This is a genomic window from Pedobacter sp. WC2501 (assembly GCF_052682415.1).
Genome location: NZ_JBQZFI010000001.1, coordinates 6,108,881 through 6,128,700, shown reverse-complemented (window position 1 = coordinate 6,128,700; position 19,820 = coordinate 6,108,881). Strand labels below are relative to the sequence as shown.

20 protein-coding genes are annotated in these 19,820 nt (G+C 38.5%); 4 read left to right on the top strand and 16 right to left on the bottom strand.

Translation table 11 applies throughout. From position 1 onward, the window contains the following. Window positions 1-42 precede the first annotated feature (42 nt). Together ACUN24_RS25565 and ACUN24_RS25560 are read left to right on the top strand one after the other, a co-directional pair. On the top strand, window positions 43-828 hold the full coding sequence (locus ACUN24_RS25565) for an outer membrane beta-barrel protein (protein ID WP_193420520.1): 786 nt from the start codon (window positions 43-45) through the stop codon (window positions 826-828). 172 nt (window positions 829-1,000) lie between these two features. Continuing rightward, window positions 1,001-1,993: an ABC transporter ATP-binding protein gene (locus tag ACUN24_RS25560; protein WP_445565040.1), complete on the top strand. Its 993-nt coding sequence runs from the start codon at window positions 1,001-1,003 to the stop codon at window positions 1,991-1,993. A 137-nt stretch (window positions 1,994-2,130) separates the two neighbouring features. Here ACUN24_RS25560 and ACUN24_RS25555 read toward each other — a convergent pair whose 3' ends face one another. Then, window positions 2,131-2,502 (bottom strand): hypothetical protein, encoded by a 372-nt coding sequence (locus ACUN24_RS25555; RefSeq protein WP_445565039.1) that lies wholly within the window; start codon window positions 2,500-2,502, stop codon window positions 2,131-2,133. A 137-nt stretch (window positions 2,503-2,639) separates the two neighbouring features. Between ACUN24_RS25555 and ACUN24_RS25550 the strand changes: the two genes are divergently transcribed. After that, window positions 2,640-3,200 (top strand): DUF4230 domain-containing protein, encoded by a 561-nt coding sequence (locus tag ACUN24_RS25550; protein ID WP_445565038.1) that lies wholly within the window; start codon window positions 2,640-2,642, stop codon window positions 3,198-3,200. A gap of 176 nt (window positions 3,201-3,376) precedes the next feature. On the opposite strand, the gene ACUN24_RS25545 is transcribed toward ACUN24_RS25550, so the two are convergent. Both ACUN24_RS25545 and ilvA read right to left on the bottom strand, forming a co-directional pair. Beyond that, window positions 3,377-3,727: a cupin domain-containing protein gene (locus ACUN24_RS25545; protein WP_445565037.1), complete on the bottom strand. Its 351-nt coding sequence runs from the start codon at window positions 3,725-3,727 to the stop codon at window positions 3,377-3,379. Between the two features lie 137 nt (window positions 3,728-3,864). After that, window positions 3,865-5,115, bottom strand: a complete 1,251-nt coding sequence (ilvA, locus tag ACUN24_RS25540; RefSeq protein WP_445565036.1) for a threonine ammonia-lyase IlvA — start codon at window positions 5,113-5,115, stop codon at window positions 3,865-3,867. Window positions 5,116-5,167: 52 nt separating this feature from the next. Here ilvA and ACUN24_RS25535 point away from each other — a divergent pair, with 52 nt between their 5' ends. Further along, window positions 5,168-5,404, top strand: coding sequence for a hypothetical protein (locus ACUN24_RS25535; protein ID WP_445565035.1), 237 nt, complete (start codon window positions 5,168-5,170; stop codon window positions 5,402-5,404). Window positions 5,405-5,464: 60 nt separating this feature from the next. Here ACUN24_RS25535 and ACUN24_RS25530 read toward each other — a convergent pair whose 3' ends face one another. The 13 genes from ACUN24_RS25530 to ilvD all read right to left on the bottom strand — a co-directional run bounded on the left by ACUN24_RS25530 (window position 5,465) and on the right by ilvD (window position 19,609). Then, window positions 5,465-6,625, bottom strand: coding sequence for a 2-isopropylmalate synthase (locus ACUN24_RS25530; protein ID WP_445565034.1), 1,161 nt, complete (start codon window positions 6,623-6,625; stop codon window positions 5,465-5,467). Between the two features lie 10 nt (window positions 6,626-6,635). Beyond that, window positions 6,636-7,727, bottom strand: coding sequence for a 3-isopropylmalate dehydrogenase (leuB, locus tag ACUN24_RS25525; protein ID WP_121284576.1), 1,092 nt, complete (start codon window positions 7,725-7,727; stop codon window positions 6,636-6,638). A gap of 142 nt (window positions 7,728-7,869) precedes the next feature. Further along, window positions 7,870-9,333 carry an ATP-binding cassette domain-containing protein gene (locus ACUN24_RS25520; RefSeq protein ID WP_445565033.1) on the bottom strand — a complete coding sequence of 488 codons (1,464 nt, stop codon included), beginning with the start codon at window positions 9,331-9,333 and terminating at the stop codon, window positions 7,870-7,872. A gap of 114 nt (window positions 9,334-9,447) precedes the next feature. Beyond that, window positions 9,448-10,035, bottom strand: coding sequence for a 3-isopropylmalate dehydratase small subunit (gene leuD, locus ACUN24_RS25515; RefSeq protein WP_445565032.1), 588 nt, complete (start codon window positions 10,033-10,035; stop codon window positions 9,448-9,450). 78 nt (window positions 10,036-10,113) lie between these two features. Continuing rightward, window positions 10,114-10,407 carry an antibiotic biosynthesis monooxygenase family protein gene (locus ACUN24_RS25510; RefSeq protein WP_193420532.1) on the bottom strand — a complete coding sequence of 98 codons (294 nt, stop codon included), beginning with the start codon at window positions 10,405-10,407 and terminating at the stop codon, window positions 10,114-10,116. Between the two features lie 83 nt (window positions 10,408-10,490). After that, complete coding sequence (gene leuC / locus ACUN24_RS25505) at window positions 10,491-11,897, bottom strand: 3-isopropylmalate dehydratase large subunit (protein WP_445565031.1); 1,407 nt, start codon at window positions 11,895-11,897, stop codon at window positions 10,491-10,493. A 106-nt stretch (window positions 11,898-12,003) separates the two neighbouring features. Further along, window positions 12,004-13,485, bottom strand: a complete 1,482-nt coding sequence (gene ilvC, locus ACUN24_RS25500; protein ID WP_445565030.1) for a ketol-acid reductoisomerase — start codon at window positions 13,483-13,485, stop codon at window positions 12,004-12,006. A 327-nt stretch (window positions 13,486-13,812) separates the two neighbouring features. Continuing rightward, a complete protein-coding gene (locus ACUN24_RS25495) occupies window positions 13,813-14,274 on the bottom strand; it encodes a DinB family protein (protein WP_445565029.1) in 462 nt (153 codons plus the stop codon). Next, complete coding sequence (locus ACUN24_RS25490) at window positions 14,271-14,669, bottom strand: glyoxalase superfamily protein (protein WP_090499005.1); 399 nt, start codon at window positions 14,667-14,669, stop codon at window positions 14,271-14,273. Before ACUN24_RS25490 ends, ACUN24_RS25495 begins: the two co-directional genes overlap by 4 nt. A gap of 98 nt (window positions 14,670-14,767) precedes the next feature. After that, window positions 14,768-15,406 (bottom strand): acetolactate synthase small subunit, encoded by a 639-nt coding sequence (gene ilvN, locus ACUN24_RS25485; RefSeq protein ID WP_445565028.1) that lies wholly within the window; start codon window positions 15,404-15,406, stop codon window positions 14,768-14,770. Between the two features lie 130 nt (window positions 15,407-15,536). Continuing rightward, window positions 15,537-17,288, bottom strand: a complete 1,752-nt coding sequence (ilvB, locus tag ACUN24_RS25480; protein WP_445565027.1) for a biosynthetic-type acetolactate synthase large subunit — start codon at window positions 17,286-17,288, stop codon at window positions 15,537-15,539. A 21-nt stretch (window positions 17,289-17,309) separates the two neighbouring features. Then, entirely contained in the window at window positions 17,310-17,879 is a 570-nt protein-coding gene (locus ACUN24_RS25475) for an ORF6N domain-containing protein (RefSeq protein ID WP_445565026.1), read from the bottom strand. Between the two features lie 47 nt (window positions 17,880-17,926). Then, window positions 17,927-19,609: a dihydroxy-acid dehydratase gene (gene ilvD, locus ACUN24_RS25470; protein WP_445565025.1), complete on the bottom strand. Its 1,683-nt coding sequence runs from the start codon at window positions 19,607-19,609 to the stop codon at window positions 17,927-17,929. Window positions 19,610-19,820 lie beyond the last annotated feature (211 nt).

The following is a 19,820-nucleotide window of genomic DNA, read 5'->3' as shown; positions in this document are numbered from 1 at the left end:
ATTCAATAATTCACTCATTTAATAACTCAACAACACACAGATATGAAACGTCTAATATTTACAACACTTTTGGTAAGCGGGCTTGCCGGTGTTATGGCTCCAGGTGCTTTTGCACAACAAGATAGTACCAAAAAGAAAATGGATTATAGTGAAGGTCATGGTATTATGATTACTACAAAATCAGCAGATTCAGCAAAAAAAGGCCGCTTCGTGGGCGGAATTACTTTTACCAGGGTTGATTGGGGATTTTCCCGATTGATAGACAATGGAAGTTTTAATTTATCACCTAATAATGATTTTTTAGATTACAAAGGTGGAAAAACCAGTACATTCTCTTTTGATGTTTTACAGTTTGGCTACCGTTTTAATTCTAACTTTAAAGTTTATGTAGCAGGAGGATTTGACTGGACTTTAATCCGTTTAAGAAAAGACATTACGATCGCTAAAAATTCTAACGAGTTTGTTTATACTGATCAATCACCAGTACATTTCTCTAAAAACCGTTTCTCCAGCAGTTACGTGCATATTCCATTAAACTTCGAATTCCGTACCAGCGAAAACAAAAACGGTAAAAGATTTTACCTGGTTTTAGGTCCTGAGGTTAGCTTTTTGCTAAATGGAAAAATTAAACAGATAAGCGAAGAACGTGGTAAAGAAAAACAATATGATAGCTACCACTTTCAATCGGTTCGTTACGGAGGTACAGTTAGATTTGGTTACGGAGGTATAGGATTGTTTACCAAATATTACTTTAACGACATGTTTACTACCGCTCAACAAGCTGGCTTAAAGAATATGAGTTTCGGGGTTACTTTCGGACTAAACTAACGAGTTGATTAATTCTCTCCTTCAGGAGAGATGTCCGAAGGACAGAGAGGTTAAAAGTTCAATACACACCAAATGAACAGATCCTGTTTCGGTTAAGCGAGACAGGATTTTTTGCGTAAAAACATTTTGCTTTAAGCTTTAGTCTTTCTGCTTTAAGCTTTATATTTACCACGTGAGCAATACCATAATCAGCGTTAAAAATTTAACCAAGCAATACCAGGCAGAACAGGCCGGTGGAATCAAAAATGTAAGTTTTGACATTAAAAGAGGTGATGTAGTTGCCATTATCGGCGAGAGCGGTAGCGGAAAATCAACCTTATTAAAATCCATCTATGGGCTGTTAAAAACCGATGAGGGCGAAATCTTTTTCGAAGACCAAAGGGTTAAAGGTCCTGATGAACAACTGATTCCCGGCCACAAGCAGATGAAAATGGTAACACAGGATTTTTCGCTGAATATTTATGCGAAAGTGTACGACAACATTGCCTCACAGCTATCGAATACCGATTTAAAAACCAAAGCTGAAAAAACACTTCAGATCATGGAGCACCTTCGGATTTTACCGCTGCAAAATAAAAAAATCATCGAGTTAAGTGGTGGGGAACAACAGCGTGTGGCCATAGCAAAGGCCATGGTTGCCGATACACAGGTTTTACTTTTAGACGAACCGTTTAGCCAGGTTGATGCTTTACTTAAAAACCAACTTAGGGCAGATATTAAGCGTGTTGCTGCGGAAACTGGCGTAACTGTTATTCTTGTCTCTCACGACCCTGCTGATGGTTTATTTCTTGCCGACCAATTACTGATTTTGCGAAATGGCGAACTTTTACAAACTGGTAAGCCTATAGATATTTATCAAAATCCAAAACACATTTATACTGCTCAGATTTTAGGTAATGCAGTTGTTTTGTCTCGTGGGGATGCAGAGAAAATAGGCTTAAAAACTTTTGCAGGAAATGTGGTTTTTTATCCGGAATGGGCAGAAATTAGCAACAATTGGAGCAGCAGACGTTTTGAAGTAAAAGATGTTTACTATAAAGGATTTTATGACGAATTGCTCTTAGAAAGAAATGGCGTTAGCGTTCGGGCCTTACAGTTGAACAGGGGAGAGCATAAAAAAAACGACCATGTTCAATTGAATATTAGTCGGTTTTTGGAGTTTTAATCGTAATTATAACTTTTGTGGTTTTTGACAAAAATTATAACTGTACTTATAATTTTTAGATTAGGAATAAGACATAAAAAAACGACCACGTCCAGCTGAACATCAGTCGTTTTTTAGAGTTTTAAATCTTAAATTTTTTATGTTACATTTTCTGCTGCAACTAAGACAACTTTTATTCTTACAGGAGTTGTTGGAAGTGTTGTTCTACTAATTGAAACTCCGCCAATGTGGGCTTCATAATCCATGTCGCCATACGGCAGTTGATAATAATTTGTATAATTTGGAGTTGCTGAATAAATCAATATTCCTTCATCGTAGAAATTAATATCATCAATTTCTGGAATATTTAGGTCAAGATAATATCTGCCGTTTTCAAGTACCCATTTATTAGGAGTTACGTCAAACACAACTGTTCTGTTAGGAGCTGTTTGTTGAACAAGTGTTTCTTTTTTGCAAGAAGCCAGACCTAGTGTGGCAATGCAAAGCATTAAGATGGTAAATTTTTTCATGTTGATTAGTTTTTATTTGTGTGTGTGATATTGGTATTACAAATCTTCTGCCAAAAAAAATATAATTGGAGATTTATGGATTAATTATTGTGCAACAGATTAAATACACAAATGTTGGTACCCTATTTTTTTAAAATATGAAGCTCTTTTTTCGCCTCTTACCCTGGTTAATTTTAATTGTTGCAGGATACTTATTTATTTCCAAAAAGTTTAGTATCAATACCTCTGTAGAAAGCAAACATCAGCTTTTGGTAGAGAAAATTGAGGCTATTGGCAAATTAGAGCTGGTAAGGTATCAGATCAGCGATGTTCTTGAGCACAAAAATAAAACAGATTTTTTACCTGAAGCGAGTGTTTTATTGATTGTTAAAGCCGAAGCAGTAGGCTGTATCGACTTAACAAAAATTACCCGCGAAGATATTGATATCGATGCGGACACCGCTGTAGTAAATTTACCACAGCCCGAAATCTGTTACGTAAAAATCGACCATAAAAACTCCCGTGTTTACGATACGAAAATGGCTTTCTTCCGGGAGGCCAGTTTAGTAGACGAAGCTTATAAAGCAGCCGAAAGACAAATTACTGCAGAAGTTAAAAAATCGAGTATTTTAGCACAGACGAAAACCAATGCGACAACCGTGCTTAAGCCCATTATTGAAGGATTGGGTTATAAAAATGTGAGGTTTACTTTTGAGTAGGGTTTAAGGTGTAAGGTTGAGGGTGTAAGGTTCCTAGCGATCTTCACACCTAATGTCGTCATCTCGACCGGAACGCAGTGGAGCGGAGAGATCTACCTCAAGATAGGTTTAGCTTCGCTGATCACTCCGTGGTTCTCAATTTTGTTGTACTCCACTTGAAATGACGATCACCGGTCTTATTTCAAAAAATCTTCCCGATGTGGATTAAAAATATCAATCAATAGGCCGGCCTCCAAACAAACTACACCATGAAATACGTTTGATGGAGCGAAGAAAACATCGCCTTCATTTAAAATTTTCTTATCATCGCCCATACTCACTTCAAAACTTCCTTTTGCTACATAACTCATTTGAAGATGAGGGTGGTTGTGAATAGTACCGATAGCATTTTTTTCAAATTCTACTTTAACCAACATCAGGTTGTCATCATAAGCCATAATTTTGCGTTTAACGCCTGCTCCTAAATCTTCCCAGTCGATATCGCTATCCGAAATTAATGCTTTGTTGCTTAAGTCTTTGAAATTCATTGTTCTCTATTAAGAAGTGTCATGTTGAGCTTGTCGAAACACTTTAATTGTCCTTCGACAAGCTCAGGATGACAAAGGAATTAAATTATGCTTTGTGTGCTTAGCGAAAAACTTTGCGCTCTTCGCAGTTAAATAATTTAAACCAAATATTCAAACAAAGTCTGATCCTGGTTCAACTCAATAATTTCAAATTTAAAATCTTTCATGCGTTGTAATAAACTTGCATAATCGTTTTTGTTCGAAAGTTCGATGCCCACCAATGCAGGGCCGTTTTCTTTGTTCGTTTTTTTAATAAACTCGAAACGAGTAATATCATCCTGCGGACCCAAAACCTCGTTTACAAATAATTTTAAAGCGCCTGGTCTCTGTGGGAAACGTACAATGAAATAATGTTTTAGCCCTTCGAATAGTAAAGATTTCTCTTTAATCTCCTGCATGCGCTCAATATCGTTGTTTCCACCGCTAACAATACAAACTACCGTTTTGCCTGCAATCTGATCTCTCAGCTGATCTAATGCAGCAATAGATAGTGCGCCAGCAGGTTCTACCACAATGGCATCTTCGTTATACAGCTTTAAAATGGTGGTGCAGATTTTTCCTTCAGGGATTAAATGCATCTGATCAAGAAGTTCCTTGCAATATTCGTAAGTAATGTGGCCGATTCTTTTTACAGCTGCACCATCCACAAAGCGGTCTATTTCTTCTAAAGTATAAGGGCCACCGTGTTCCATGGCTGTAACCATTGATGGTGCACCCAGCGGCTCAACACCAACCAGTTTTACATCAGGTTTTACGGTTTTCATATAGGCACTCACGCCCGAGGCCAAACCACCACCGCCAACAGGCATTACCAAAATGTCTAAATCAGGAAGGTCTTCATAAATTTCTACACCAACTGTTGCCTGTCCTTCAATTACTTTTTCATCATCGAAAGGTGGAATAAAAGTTGCCGATTTATCGGCACTATAGGCCAGCGCTTCTTTTAAACAATCGTCGAAAGTATCGCCAACTAAAATGACTTCTACACTATCGCCACCAAACATATAAGTTTGTTTAACTTTTTGTTTTGGGGTAATTTCTGGCATAAAAATAACACCTTTGATACCGAGTTTTTTGCATGAATAAGCCACACCCTGTGCATGGTTTCCTGCACTTGCACAAACAACACCGTTAACTAACGATTCCTGAGGTAGTGAACTGATTTTATTGTAAGCACCGCGCAATTTATAAGAACGCACGATCTGCAAATCTTCTCTTTTTAAATAAATGTTTGCGTTGTAGTGAGAAGAAAGGCCGGCATTAAACTCAAGTGGGGTACGTTTTACCACGCCTTTGAGCCTTTCTGATGCAGATTTAAAATCCAGTGTATTCGGTGTTGTAGTATTCATTGTTGTAGTATCAGGTATAGAGAGAATCAAGTATCAAGACCGATATCCTCTTATGTTTTTTGTAAAGCAGGGTTTGGTACTTTTCGGTTATTACAGTCCTGCTATTCGTTCCAATCTTTTTAAAACCACTGTAATGCTGAGGAACGAAGAATCTGTTTCATCGGTTGCAGATGCTTCGTGCCTCAGCATTACAGTGTATCCAAGGTTGCTGCAATTAAAAAGTATTTCCACTACTATCAGGTTTAGGAAAGCGGAGTCGGTGCGTCAAACCAGAACGCCACCCGCTTAACGACAAAGCCTGAGCCTTTAGGCCGTTCGCTTTTAGCTTTAGTCTTTACCCTTCCAGCTTTTACGCTAGGTGCAAAGCAACCAATTGGTTTAAATCGTAATCGTTAATGCCCTGTTTGCTATCAGCCAAAACTAAAAACTGTTTGTAAACAATATCTAAATGGTCTTTTTCTAATTTATGGCCTAAACGGTCTAAGTGATGTTTTAAAGCATGGCGACCACTTCTTGCCGTTAATACAATGGTAGCATCAGGGAAACCAACATCTTCAGGTTTAATAATTTCGTAGTTCTCGCGGTTTTTCAAGAAACCATCCTGGTGGATACCTGAACTGTGTGAAAATGCGTTTCCACCAACAATTGCTTTGTTCGGTTGTACCGGCATGTTCATCTGGTTTCTTACCATGTGGCTCATTTCATAGAATTTTGTCGCATCAATCTGGGTATTTAAACCTAAAATTTTGTGCGTTTTCAAAATCATGACGACTTCTTCCATAGATGTATTGCCTGCACGCTCTCCGATTCCGTTAATGGTACATTCTACCTGGCGGGCACCATTCTGTAAGCCTGCGATAGAATTGGCTGTAGCCAAGCCCAAATCGTTGTGGCAATGCACAGAGATAATGGCTTTATCGATATTTTTTACGTTTTCTTTTAAATAAAGGATTTTAGAACCGTATTGGTCTGGTAAGCAATAACCGTTGGTATCCGGAATATTAACCACAGTTGCACCTGCAGCAATAACTGCTTCAACCATTTTAGCTAAAAATTCAATATCGGCACGGCCGGCATCCTCTGCGTAGAATTCAACATCTTCTACAAATTTTTTCGAATACCTTACTGCCTCAACAGCGCGTTCTAAAATTTCTTCGCGTGTACTGTTAAATTTATGCTTAATGTGGAAATCAGATGAACCGATCCCAGTGTGGATCCGCGGTCTTTTTGCATAACGCAAAGCATCTGCAGCAACATCAATATCATTTTTATTTGCGCGGGTTAAAGCGCAGATAATTGGGTTGGTAACCGCTTTCGATAATTCGATTACGCTGTTAAAATCTCCTGGACTAGATACCGGAAAACCCGCTTCAATTACATCAACTCCTAAAAGCTCAAGTGATTTTGCGATTTCTACTTTTTGGTTTGTATCTAACTGGCAGCCTGGAACCTGCTCACCGTCACGCAATGTCGTGTCGAAAATATAAACTTTGTTTGGGTCGTGAATCATAATCTTAAGGTTAGGAAGTGATTAATTTTTGTGATAAGAATTTAATAACCAATTTGCCCATTTCGGCTGTACCCAAAACTTTGAAACGGTTTGTGTTTTGATCGGCAATATCATGGGTTCTGAAACCTTCTTTCAATACCTGATCGATGGTATCAACCAATAATTTTGCTTCTTCTTTAAGACCGAAACCAATTTCCAGCATTAAAGCTGCCGATAGGATAGAGGCCAATGGATTAGCTAAATCTTTACCTGCAATATCATGCGCAGAACCGTGGATAGGCTCAAAGAAACCGGTACTTTCGCCAACAGATGCCGAAGCCAGCATGCCCATTGAGCCCGCAATCTGCGAAGCTTCATCGGTTAAAATATCCCCAAATAAATTAGCCGTTAAAACCACGTCGAATTTTTTAGGATTTTTAATTAACTGCATGGCTGCATTGTCGATAAACATGTGCTCAGTTTCTACATCAGGGTATTGTTTTGCAATTTCCTGAACGGTTTCGCGCCATAAGCGTGAGCTTTCTAAAACATTTGCTTTATCTACCGAACACAATCTTTTGTTGCGTTGTTGAGCGGCCTGGTAAGCTTTATGTGCAATACGCTCAACCTCGTAACGGTGGTAAATCATTAAATCAGAAGCAGTATTTCTATCTTCAGATCGTGTTTTTTCTCCGAAATAAACATCTCCGGTTAATTCACGGAAGAATAAAATATCGGTGCCTCTTAAAATTTCTGGTTTAATGCTCGATGCCTGAAGAAGTTCGTCAAATAGTAATATCGGGCGGAGATTGGCAAAGAGACCAAGTTCTTTACGGATTTTTAAAAGGCCTTGTTCTGGTCTAACTTTTAAACTTGGGTCATTGTCATATTTGGCGTGACCAATTGCTCCGAAAAGGATAGCATCGCTTTTTCTTGCTTTTTCTAAAGTTTCATCCGGCAAAGGCTCACCAGTAACTTCAATAGCCGCATGGCCCATTAAAGCTTCGTCAAACGTAAATTCGTGGCCAAAAATTTCAGCAATTTTTTCTAATGCTGTTTTTCCCCAAGTGGTTACTTCGGGTCCGATACCGTCTCCAGGTATTACTAAAATGTTCTTCTTCATTATTGACTCCTCTTTTGCTGCTGCCGTTTTTACCACAGATTTTTACCGATAAATACAGATTTATGTCTGCTACGTTTCGTGGCTTCACGAATCATTAGATTTTTATCTGTGTTCATCCTTTTTATCTGTGGTTAATTTTGCATCAGCTTAATATTTCTGTGTTTAAACTTTCGACGACTTTTACCCCGTCTTTTTCTAACAATATTCTTTTTTCTATGCAGGTTGGCAGCTGCGATTCAAAATGGCCAACATAAATTAAGGTCATTCCATTGCTGCATAATTCATCAACCAACTGGTTAAAATGTTTCGTTTGCTGTTGGTCTAAGCCCTGGCAAGGTTCATCCAGAATTAATAATTCAGGATGTTTTATAATCGTCCGCGCTAACAATGCCAGCCGCTGTTTGCCGAGTGGAAGTGCGGTTAATAATTCATTTTTATTTTCGGTTAGTCCAAAATATTCTACCAGTTCATCAACCTGTATGCTTTTGGTATAGGGCAATTGTTGGAACAAACCTACAGTATCATAAAAACCAGAAGCGATACTTTGCCAAACAGTAGCGGTTGGATCGAAATACCAGTGAAATTCTGGGGATATTAAACCGATATGTTGTTTAATGTCCCAAATGCTTTCACCACTTCCACGCCTGTTGCCAAATAAATAAAGCTCATTGGCATAAGATTGTGGATGATCGCCATTCACTAAACTCAGTAAGGTCGATTTCCCTGAACCGTTATGTCCTTGCAAAAGCCATTTTTCTCCGGCCTTAACTTCCCAGTTGATATTTTTTAAAACCTGTTTTTCGCCATAGCTAATGTTTACATTAACCATTTTTACAATATCTTCAGAACTGTAAACAGGAGATTCTTTTAAGAAATCCGGAATTTCTCTTAAATAGATTTCGGTAGCTGAACTTTCTAAAGAATCTACTTTAACTAATTGGCCATCTCTTATTTCAGCGAAAGAATTGATGCAGCCTGGTAGTTCGGTGTCATTACAAATTAAGATCAATTGAACACCTTCTTCGGCAACTTTGTCCAAGAGCATGTTTAAGTTCTTGCGCGAAGCTACATCCAAACCCGTGTACGGCTGGTCGATAATTAATAACTGAGGTTTTAACCAGAGCGCCTTTACCAGTTGTAATTTTTTATGTTCACCGCTGGATAATTCGATCAATTGTGAACTGGCAAATGTTGCAAAACCCAAAGCTTCTAAAACCGGTTCAACCTGATCAAAATGAAGCCCTTTTTCTTTACCATAACCAACCAGTTCGGCATGAACAGTTAAAGTTTCTTTAGCCTGCTGACTGGTATAACGTTGCTGGTAATAAAAATTGGCAACACCTTCTAAGTTTTTAAACTGATACCAGCTTTCTACAAATAAGGTTTCAGCAGGTAATAGGCTTTCGCGGTCAAAATAAATTTTTACATCTCCAGGTGCACTTTGTAAGCCCGCAATGATTTTAGCTAAAGAGGTTTTTCCGCTTCCACTAATTCCACCCAATACCCAATTTTCGCCTGGATCAATGGTCCAATTCAAATCCCTTAGCACAGCTTTTTGCTGAAACTTTAAGCTTAAATTTTGGACGTCGACGAAATGCTCTGTCATGTTTTTCATTTTTCACCACCTGAGACACCTAAACGCATCCTAGTGTAATAAATTTTAGTATTTTCTTTAGTCTTTCTACTTTTAGTCTTTTAGCTTTTCAAGCCTTCAGCCTTTCTACCCTCGGCCTTCTTCAAATTCTTCAATTAATTGTTTCTGGTTTAAAATGAAATCGATATCATCATAACCGTTTATTAAACATGATTTTTTATAAGGATTGATTTCAAATGATTCCTGAGCACCAGTTTCTATAATCGTTACTGTTTGATTTTCTAAATCAACTTCTAATGCTGATTTTGCATTGTTATCAACTGCTTTGAATATCTGCGCCAAGAACTCATCGCTTACCTGGATAGGTAGTAAACCATTGTTAAGGGCATTCCCTTTAAAAATATCGGCAAAGAAACTGCTGATTACGGCATCAAAACCTGCATCCTGAATAGCCCATGCAGCGTGCTCACGACTACTACCGCAACCAAAGTTTTTTCCGGCAACTAAAACCTGACCGCTGTAAGTTGGGTTATTCATCACGAAATCAGCTTTCGGTTGGTTATCGTTTTCATAACGCCAATCACGGAATAAGTTCTCGCCGAAACCTTCGCGTGTAGTCGCTTTTAGAAACCTTGCAGGGATAATCTGGTCGGTATCAATATTCTCTATGTTTAAAGGCACTACTGCCGATGTTAATTTTGTGAATTTTTTCATTTTCTAATGATGATTACACAGATTTAAATGATTTCACCGATTGGGGTGATTTCATTGATTTAATATTTATTATAACCTTCAGCCTTCTACCTTGGTAAAGTGTTCAACTGTTGGAAAAGGATCATAAAAGTGATGTAATAACTTTTTCCAATCCTGGTATTCTGCCGATCCTCTGAAACCTTCGGTATGTGCTTCCAGTGTTTTCCAGTTTACCAATAGGATATATTTGTTCTCTACCTCTACACATTTCTGAAGCTGATGCGAAATGTAACCTTCCATCGAAGAAATGATCTTTTGTGCTTCGCTAAAAGCTTTTTCAAAATCAGCCGATAATCCGGCTTTTACATTTAATATGGCAACTTCTAGTATCATATATTTTAAAAGTTGTCATTCTGAGGAACGAAGAATCTGTTTCTTAGTTTGCAGATGCTTCCTTCGTCAGCATGACATTTATTTTAAGCTTTCTCCAGAAAATCCCTCACATCGGTAATTTTTCCGGTTACTGCTGCTGCTGCTGCGGTAAGCGGGCTAGCCAATAAGGTACGTGCATTTTGTCCCTGTCTACCCTCAAAGTTTCTGTTCGATGTAGATACACAATATTTACCTGCCGGGATTTTATCTTCGTTCATTCCTAAACACGCACTGCAACCTGGTTCGCGTAACTGGAAACCAGCGGCTTCGAAAATTTTATCCAAACCTTCGTTTTTGGCCTGTTGCTCTACCTGTTTTGATCCTGGAACAATCCAAACGGTAACATTATCCGCTTTGCGTTTATCTTTAACAAAATCAGCCACTTCACGTAAATCTTCAATGCGGGAGTTGGTGCAGCTTCCGATAAACACATAATCAACCGGTTTCCCAATTAATGAAGAATCATCATCAAAGCCCATATAATCTAACGCTTTCTGGTACGAAAGTTTTTCTTTTTCTGGTTGTGTACCAGTTGCCGGAATATGTTCCTGAATACCCATGCCCATTCCCGGGTTAGTACCATAGGTAATCATTGGAGCGATATCTGCAGCATCGAAAGTTAACACGCTATCGAATTTGGCATCAGCATCGCTATATAATGTTTTCCAGTAAGCTAAGGCTTTATCCCACTCTTCACCGGCAGGAGCAAATTCTCTTCCTTTAATGTAATCGAAAGTGGTTTGGTCTGGTGCAATTAACCCACCACGTGCACCCATTTCAATACTCATGTTACAGATCGTCATACGAGCTTCCATACTTAAAGCCTCAATTGCCGACCCTGCATATTCAATAAAATAACCTGTGCCACCCGCTGCAGATATTTTGGCAATAATATATAAGATAATATCTTTTGCACCAACACCTTTTCCAAGCTCGCCGTTTACCTCGATTTTCATGGTTTTAGGTTTCGACAGCAATAAACATTGTGTTGCGAAAACCTGCTCTACCTGCGAAGTGCCGATGCCGAATGCAATGGCACCAAAAGCACCATGCGTAGAGGTATGGCTATCGCCGCAAACCATCGTTTTACCTGGTAAGGTAATGCCCAACTCCGGACCGATAACGTGTACAATACCTTGAAAAGGATGGCCTAAGCCATAAAGTTCTACGCCGAATTCTGCACAGTTTTTCGTGAGCATATCTACCTGATAGCGCGAAAGCTCTTCTTTGATTGGTAATAACTGATTTAACGTAGGCACGTTATGGTCGGCAGTTGCTACAGTCTGCTTTGGACGAAAAACAGGTAATCCTCTTTTGCGTAAGCCATCAAATGCCTGCGGAGAGGTTACCTCGTGTATTAAGTGTGTATCAATGTATAAAATATCAGGAAATCCTTCTTCACTTTTTACAACGTGAGCATCCCAAATTTTTTCTACTAATGTTTTTGACATTTTGTTATTTATTTAATGTTTGTCAATCTGAGCTTGTCGAAGACTTTTTCGTTATAGAAACAAAAAGAATTCCTTCGACAGGCTCAGGATGACATTCTTTTTGTTTTTATGCTGTTTTAATCGCTTTCATTGCAGTCATTGCTTTACGCAACGTTGCGCCAATCTGCTCTACCTGGTGAGAACGAATAGCTTCGTTAACATCAATTAATTTTCTGTTGTCAACAGCACCATCTTTGCCTTCGTTAAAGTTTTTACCAACTAAATCAGTATCTACTTTTTTCATGAAATCACCTAAAAGTGGTTTACAAGCCTGATCGAACAAATAACAACCGTATTCAGCAGTATCAGAAATAACACGGTTCATTTCGAACAATTTTTTACGTGCAATGGTGTTGGCGATAAGTGGTGTTTCGTGTAACGATTCGTAGTAAGCAGACTCTGGTTTGATACCAGCTTGTACCATGGTTTCGAAAGCCAATTCAACACCGGCACGAACAAATGCAACCATTAGCGTATAGTTATCAAAATATTCTTGCTCGCCGATTTTTACATCACCAGCAGGCGTTTTTTCAAAAGCAGTTTCACCAGTTTCAGCTCTCCATTTTAACAAGTTTTTATCACCATTTGCCCAGTCTTCCATCATGGTACGGCTAAATTCGCCACTCATAATATCATCCTGGTGTTTTTGGAACAATGGACGCATAATGTCTTTCAATTCTTCAGAAATTTCGAAAGCTTTGATTTTGGCTACATTGCTTAACCTGTCCATCATTGCAGTAATACCACCTTGTTTTAAGGCTTCGGTAATAACCTCAACACCATATTGCACCAATTTAGAGGCATAACCTGCATCGATTCCTTTTTCTACCATTTTATCAAATGATAAGATAGAGCCAGTTTGCAATAAACCACAAAGAATGGTTTGCTCGCCCATTAAATCTGATTTTACCTCAGCTACGAAAGATGATTTTAATACACCAGCCCTGTGACCGCCTGTACCTACGCAATAAGCTTTAGCCTGTGCCAATCCTTTACCTTGAGGATCGTTTTCAGGGTGAACTGCAATTAAAGTAGGAACACCAAAACCACGAACATATTCCGCTCTAACCTCACTACCCGGGCATTTAGGTGCAACCATAATCACGGTTAAATCTTTACGGATCTGCATACCTTCTTCCACTATATTGAAACCGTGAGAATATAACAAAGTGGCACCTTCTTTCATTAAAGGCATAATTGCATTTACAACAGCAGTGTGTTGTTTATCTGGAGTAAGGTTAATTACTACATCTGCATTTGGAATTAGTTCTTCGTAAGTACCAACTGTGAAGTTATTTTCAGTTGCATTTTTCCACGAATCGCGTTTGCCTTCAATTGCTTCCTTACGTAAAGTGTAGCTTACATCTAAACCACTATCTCTTAAATTTAAACCTTGGTTTAAGCCTTGTGCACCGCAACCAACAATTACCAGTTTTTTGCCTTTTAATGCGCTAACGCCATCTAAAAATTCAGAACTGTCCATGAAGTCGCAAACACCTAATTGGTTTAATTTTTCTCTAAGAGGTAATGTGTTAAAATAATTTGCCATTGTTTTTATTGGTTAATTTCTAATACCAGGATTTAAGGATTATAGGATTTTCCTGCCTCAAATCAATTTATTTAATTATTATTTATTTGTTCTTTAATCGCCATGGTTCGTGTCTTCACGAATCATTTTTTCCTTCGGTTTGATTACACAGATCTAGTGATTTCACCGATTTTTATTTGAAAAGCAAGTTTCTGTGCTCTTCGGTTGTTTCAGTCCCGCTATTCGTAAAATTTGGGCTGTGCTTCGACTATGCTCAGCATGACAGCCAAATTTTTACTGCTATCGGGTTTATTTTAGTTGGGTCTGTTTTTCAAAACCCTCATCCATTTATATATGTCTCTTCAGTGCCCATGCATAACCTTGATGTATATTATCATGACCAATAGTAGTGATTAGAATTTCTTCTATACTATTCATTTGTACGCCATAGGTAGCTGTTGTAAAAGGAGTGATGCTTGAAAATTTTCCATTAGCATAATCTTCTTTTATTTTTTCAATGCTCTCTAGTGCAATGGCCTTCAATTCTGCTACTTCTTCCTCTGTTACTGTATAAGTTGGCTTTGTATCTTTTTTATAATACTCGTTAAATTTTACCGATGTAGCATCTTGCAATACACCTGTACGGACATAACAAAGCGTTTGTGTGCTCACTACAATATGGCCAAAGTTCCAGATGATGTTATTGTTATAACCATCGGGAATTTTATTCAATTCTTCGATTGTTAAATCATCTATTAACTTAATAAACGCCTTGCGTGAGTTTATTATAAAATCAAATACTTCGTTCATATTTTTTCTTTAATCTCTGTATTTTCAGCTTCGTTTCGCTCTTCGTTAAAAGTAATCTGGTTAAAGAACGGGTCGTTTACGGTTACTGCCCAGGTTCCATGAAAAGTTTCCTCTAAGCCTGGTCTATTATATTTGTAATTCTTTGCTGTTATTTCTTTATGGAATTCCTTTAAACCTACACAGTCAACATAAACGTGCGCACCAGGGGCGCTATCTCCATGGTGTTCGCTTAAATGAAGTTCAAGACCGTTCAATGAAACCTGGATATAAACCGGGGAATTCTTTTCCAAGGGGTATTCCCAGTCTATTTTAAATCCAAGCCAGTTTACATAAAACTCGATTGCTTTATCGTAATCGAATATTCTTAAAATCGGTATGGTTTTATTGCATTTCATATTAAAGTTGTTTTAACCGTAAAGGGCACTAAGGTTTTCGCAGTTATCATTAAGCATGATGCTTTTTACCTTCCACCTTTCTACCCTCTACCTTTATACTACATCGTAAAGATTTTCTCTCCTTTTTCTAAAAATTCATTTTCTACCAATTCTTCACCAGGTTCGAAAGCTTCAAATTCCTTTAGTTTTTCGTGGAAACCGGCGCTATCTTTAATAATGGCCACTCTTGCAGATCTCACAAATTCAATTAATTCGTAAGGTTCTAAAGCTTTTACCAAAGCATCAGTTTCTTCACGGTGACCGGTTACTGCAAAAACAGTATAATCTTTACGGATTACTACTGCACTTGCACCGTATTGACGTAATAAACGCTCTACAGTTACTTTTTCGGCAATTTCATCTGTCGAAACCTTGTAAAGTGCCAGTTCCTGCCAGATAATTTCGTCGTTGGTATTAAAGTAAACTTTTAATACCTCAATCTGCTTTTCAATCTGGCGAGCCAGCTTTCTCACCACTTCGTAACCTTCCTGGATAACGATATTGAAACGGTGTATCCCATCAATTTCTGATGGAGAAGTATTTAAGCTTTCGATGTTGATTTTCCTTTTAGAGAAAATAATCGCAATCCTGTTTAATAAACCAATGCGGTTCTCGGCATAAACCGTGATGGTGTATTCCTGCTTACCTTCTAAATCGGCTTTATCTATTTTATGTTCTAATGTATTTTCAGTACTCATGATAATTTCTTTTTACCTATTCGTCATTTCGACCTTGTGGACAAATCTTTAAATGTTGTTAAAGAAAGATCTCTCCTTTTCGCTGCGCTACAGTCGAGATGACGATTACGCTAGCTTTACCTTTCCACTCTTATTTCAATCTGATTTCGCTTACACTCATTCCTTGCGGAACCATTGGGAACACGTTGTTTTCCCTACCAACCATTACTTCTAATAGGTAAGAACCTTCGTGGTTGATCATGGTTTCTAATGCCTGTCTTAAGTTTGCACGTTCATCAACTTTGCTCGCTTCGATATAATACGATTTTGCTAAAGCCACAAAGTCAGGGCTGGTGATATTAACAAAAGAATAACGTTTATCATGAAATAACTGTTGCCATTGGCGAACCATCCCCAAAAAGCGGTTGTTCAGAATCAGGATTTTTACGGCTGCACCAAACTGCATAATGGTACCCAGTTCCTGAGGCGTCATCTGGAAACCTCCATCACCAATAATGGCGATAACGGTTTTATCGGGAGCACCATATTTAGCACCAATTGCGGCCGGTAAACCAAAGCCCATGGTACCTAAACCACCAGAAGTAATATTGCTGCGGGTATTGTTGAATTTAGCATAGCGGCAAGCTACCATTTGGTGCTGACCAACATCGGTAACGATAACAGCATCACCACCGCAGATTTCGTTGATGTTACGCAATACTTCGCCCATGGTCATTTCATCACTTGTTGGATAAAGCTCTGGAGTAATAACCTGGTCTATTTCCTGTTGGTTATAATCTCTGAACTTGGCTAACCAGTCTTCGTGTTTATTTTCGTTAACCAAATTGGTTAATAGAGGTAACGTTTCTTTACAATCGCCCCAAACCCCAACTTCAGCTTTAACATTTTTATCAATCTCAGCAGGATCAATATCTAAATGTACTACTTTGGCTTGTTTGGCATATTTATCTAAACGGCCAGTCACGCGGTCGTCGAAACGCATACCGATGGCAATTAGGACATCACATTCATTCGTTAACACGTTTGGCCCGTAATTGCCATGCATACCCAACATACCTACGTTTAGGGGGTGTGAAGTTGGAATAGCGCCTTCGCCCATGATTGTCCATGCAGCAGGAATACCTGATTTATTGATAAAAGCTTTAAATTCTTCTTCAGCTTTACCCAAAATAACACCTTGTCCAAAAAGGATGAACGGTTTTTTTGCGGAATTGATTAATTCGGCTGCTTGTTCAATATATTCAACCCTAACTTTTGGTTTCGGGCGATAAGAGCGAATATGATTGCATTTTACATATTCAGGAAATTCCTCCAATTGTAACTGCGCATTTTTTGTAATGTCGATTAAAACCGGACCTGGTCTGCCACTTTTAGCAATGTAAAAAGCTTTTGCTAATACTTCCTGAATTTCTTTGGCATCAGTAACCTGATAGTTCCATTTGGTAACCGGAGTGGTAATATTGATCACATCTGTTTCCTGGAAAGCGTCTGTTCCCAATAAGTGAGCGAAAACCTGTCCGGTAATACAAACTAACGGTGTACTGTCTATCTGTGCATCTGCTAAACCAGTAACCAGGTTGGTTGCGCCGGGCCCACTGGTTGCGAAACAAACACCAACTCTGCCGCTTGCTCTGGCGAAACCTTGAGCTGCATGGATTCCGCCTTGCTCATGGCGGACTAAAATATGTTCTAATTTATCGGCATAATCATAAAGGGCATCATAAATAGGCATGATAGCTCCTCCAGGATAACCGAAAATGGTGGTAACACCTTCTTCAATTAATCCATTCAACAAAACCTGAGAGCCTGTCCCTTTAAATAAGGTTTTTGAGGTTTCTGCTTTTGCCTCGGTTTGTTGTATTGTATCTTGTGCAGTTTCCATAGTTATGTTTTTGCGATTCTGTTATTCTTTAATTTTAAACCCAATTCTTTGTCTGTCGTTCCATTTTAATTGAGCAATTTTCTCGCCTATTAAATTTTCCATGGCATCATAAAGTTCGTTAAGCTGAACATCATGTTCACCAATCCGTTCTTTAATTTCTGTTAATTGTTCATTAAGATTGCTTTGCTTCAGCAAAATTTTCCGAACATCAACAAAGGCTCTCATAATGGCAATGTTCATGTTAATTGCCTTATCACTTTTCAAAACGCCACTCAGCATGGCAACACCTTGCTCCGTAAAGACATAAGGCAAATATTTATCGGTTCTGTTTTGAGGCATATTCATCATCACAATTTGTGATGATGAATTAATTTTCTCATATGCAGTAACGAATTGTGACTGAATACTTTCCCATTCTTTTGATGTCAACTGAAACATAAAATCTTCAGGAAAACGCTTTATATTTCGTTTAACCGCTTGATTTAATACCCTTGTTTCAACTTCATAAAGTGATGCCAAATCAAAATCGAGCATGACTCTTTCTCCCCGGATTTCATAAATCCTATTCTGAATACTTTTAATTATTTGCATAATCTGTTTTTTTAGTAATCAACTAATCCAGGGATGATTTTTTGATTTTAATATTCGTCAGTTACGCAACCACTTGCTGCGTCTGAAACTGTTTTAGCATATTTATATAAAACACCTTTTGTTACTTTTAATGCTGGCTGAACGTAGTTTTTTCTACGCTCGGCAATCACTTCTTCGCTGACCTGTAAACTGATGATGTTATTTACGGCATCAATCAAAATCCTGTCTTCATCTTCTACAAGACCGATTAAACCACCTTTGTAAGATTCAGGTGTGATGTGACCAACCACGAAACCATGTGTACCACCGGAGAAGCGACCATCGGTAATTAAAGCAACCGATTTACCTAAACCGGCACCGATAATAGCTGAAGTTGGTTTTAACATCTCTGGCATACCAGGTGCACCTACCGGACCTGAGTTTTTAATTACGATAACATCGCCAGGTTGAACACGGCCACTCGAAATGCCGGCGATTAAATCGTGTTCACCATCAAATACACGTGCAGGACCTTCAAATTTTTCGCCTTCTTTACCACTGATTTTTGCTACAGAACCCTTTTCGGCAAGGTTTCCATACAGAATCTGTAAGTGACCAGTTGCTTTTATAGGTTCGCTTAATTTTTGAACAATTTTCTGATCGTAATCCATAATCGATTTCACATCAGCTAAATTCTCATCCATCGTTTTCCCGGTTACGGTTAAGCAATCGCCATGCAACAAGCCTTCATTTAATAAATATTTTAGTACAGCAGGGATACCACCATATTGGTGTAAATCCTGCATTAAATATTTTCCACTAGGTTTAAAATCGGCAAGTACCGGAGTTATATCGCTCATTTTCTGGAAATCATCCTGCGTAATTTCTACGCCAATGGCTTTACCCATAGCGATAAAATGCAAAACAGCATTGGTACTACCACCTAATACAATGATGGAACGGATTGCATTTTCGAATGCTTTTCGCGTCATGATATCTGATGGTTTAATATCTTTCTCCAGCAAAATCTTAATGTATTTACCGGCATCTAAACATTCTTGTTTTTTCTCTTCACTAACCGCTGGGTTAGACGAGGAATATGGTAAACTCATACCCAAGGCCTCAATTGCTGATGCCATAGTATTTGCGGTATACATACCACCACATGCTCCAGCACCAGGACAAGTGTGTTTAATAATGCCCTGATAATCTTCTTCTGAAAGGTTACCACAGATTTTTTGACCTAATGCCTCGAATGCCGAAACAATATTCAATTCTTCTCCTTTATAATGGCCTGGGGCAATTGTACCGCCATAAACCATAATCGAAGGGCGGTCTAAACGTGCCATGGCCATGATGGCGCCCGGCATATTTTTATCACAGCCAGGGATGGAGATAATGCCATCATAATATTGCCCGCCGCAAATGGTTTCGATACTATCAGCAATTACGTCACGGCTAACCAATGAGTAACGCATGCCATCTGTACCGTTGCTCATCCCGTCACTTACACCAATGGTATTAAAAACCAAGCCCACTAAATCATTTTTCCAGACCCCGGCTTTGACGTCTTTTGCAAGGTCGTTTAAGTGCATGTTGCAGGTGTTACCATCGTAGCCCATACTTGCAATACCGACCTGTGCTTTAGCCATATCAGCGTCGGTTAAACCAATTCCATAAAGCATAGCCTGTGCGGCTGGTTGTGTTGGATCTTGTGTGAATGTTTTACTGTACTTGTTTAATTCGCTCATTGTTTAAAATGTATATTCTGGTTCTGTAAGTTGTTATATTTTAAGGCAAAAAAAAACCGCCTCTTTTAGGAGGCGGTTTCGATAGGGTATATTTTATATTATACGCAACGATTTCCACCTCTCTTTTGAGAAATGACAATAATTAGGTTGCTAATAATGTTTGTATTTATATTCATGTCGTCGACTGAATTACAAACATACTAACTTCTCA

Bases quoted from the DNA above. Each gene is read 5' to 3' on its own strand.
- ACUN24_RS25475 (WP_445565026.1), bottom strand. From the start codon at position 17,879: ATGCAAATAATTAAAAGTATTCAGAATAGGATTTATGAAATCCGGGGA.
- ilvN (WP_445565028.1), bottom strand. From the start codon at position 15,406: ATGAGTACTGAAAATACATTAGAACATAAAATAGATAAAGCCGATTTA.
- ACUN24_RS25530 (WP_445565034.1), bottom strand. From the start codon at position 6,625: ATGATTCACGACCCAAACAAAGTTTATATTTTCGACACGACATTGCGT.
- leuC (WP_445565031.1), bottom strand. From the start codon at position 11,897: ATGTCAAAAACATTAGTAGAAAAAATTTGGGATGCTCACGTTGTAAAA.
- ACUN24_RS25550 (WP_445565038.1), top strand. From the start codon at position 2,640: ATGAAGCTCTTTTTTCGCCTCTTACCCTGGTTAATTTTAATTGTTGCA.
- ACUN24_RS25545 (WP_445565037.1), bottom strand. From the start codon at position 3,727: ATGAATTTCAAAGACTTAAGCAACAAAGCATTAATTTCGGATAGCGAT.
- leuD (WP_445565032.1), bottom strand. From the start codon at position 10,035: ATGAAAAAATTCACAAAATTAACATCGGCAGTAGTGCCTTTAAACATA.
- ilvB (WP_445565027.1), bottom strand. From the start codon at position 17,288: ATGGAAACTGCACAAGATACAATACAACAAACCGAGGCAAAAGCAGAA.
- ACUN24_RS25490 (WP_090499005.1), bottom strand. From the start codon at position 14,669: ATGAAATGCAATAAAACCATACCGATTTTAAGAATATTCGATTACGAT.
- leuB (WP_121284576.1), bottom strand. From the start codon at position 7,727: ATGAAGAAGAACATTTTAGTAATACCTGGAGACGGTATCGGACCCGAA.
- ACUN24_RS25555 (WP_445565039.1), bottom strand. From the start codon at position 2,502: ATGAAAAAATTTACCATCTTAATGCTTTGCATTGCCACACTAGGTCTG.
- ACUN24_RS25535 (WP_445565035.1), top strand. From the start codon at position 5,168: ATGTTTTTTGTAAAGCAGGGTTTGGTACTTTTCGGTTATTACAGTCCT.
- ilvC (WP_445565030.1), bottom strand. From the start codon at position 13,485: ATGGCAAATTATTTTAACACATTACCTCTTAGAGAAAAATTAAACCAA.
- ilvA (WP_445565036.1), bottom strand. From the start codon at position 5,115: ATGAATACTACAACACCGAATACACTGGATTTTAAATCTGCATCAGAA.
- ACUN24_RS25495 (WP_445565029.1), bottom strand. From the start codon at position 14,274: ATGAACGAAGTATTTGATTTTATAATAAACTCACGCAAGGCGTTTATT.
- ACUN24_RS25510 (WP_193420532.1), bottom strand. From the start codon at position 10,407: ATGATACTAGAAGTTGCCATATTAAATGTAAAAGCCGGATTATCGGCT.
- ACUN24_RS25520 (WP_445565033.1), bottom strand. From the start codon at position 9,333: ATGACAGAGCATTTCGTCGACGTCCAAAATTTAAGCTTAAAGTTTCAG.
- ilvD (WP_445565025.1), bottom strand. From the start codon at position 19,609: ATGAGCGAATTAAACAAGTACAGTAAAACATTCACACAAGATCCAACA.
- ACUN24_RS25565 (WP_193420520.1), top strand. From the start codon at position 43: ATGAAACGTCTAATATTTACAACACTTTTGGTAAGCGGGCTTGCCGGT.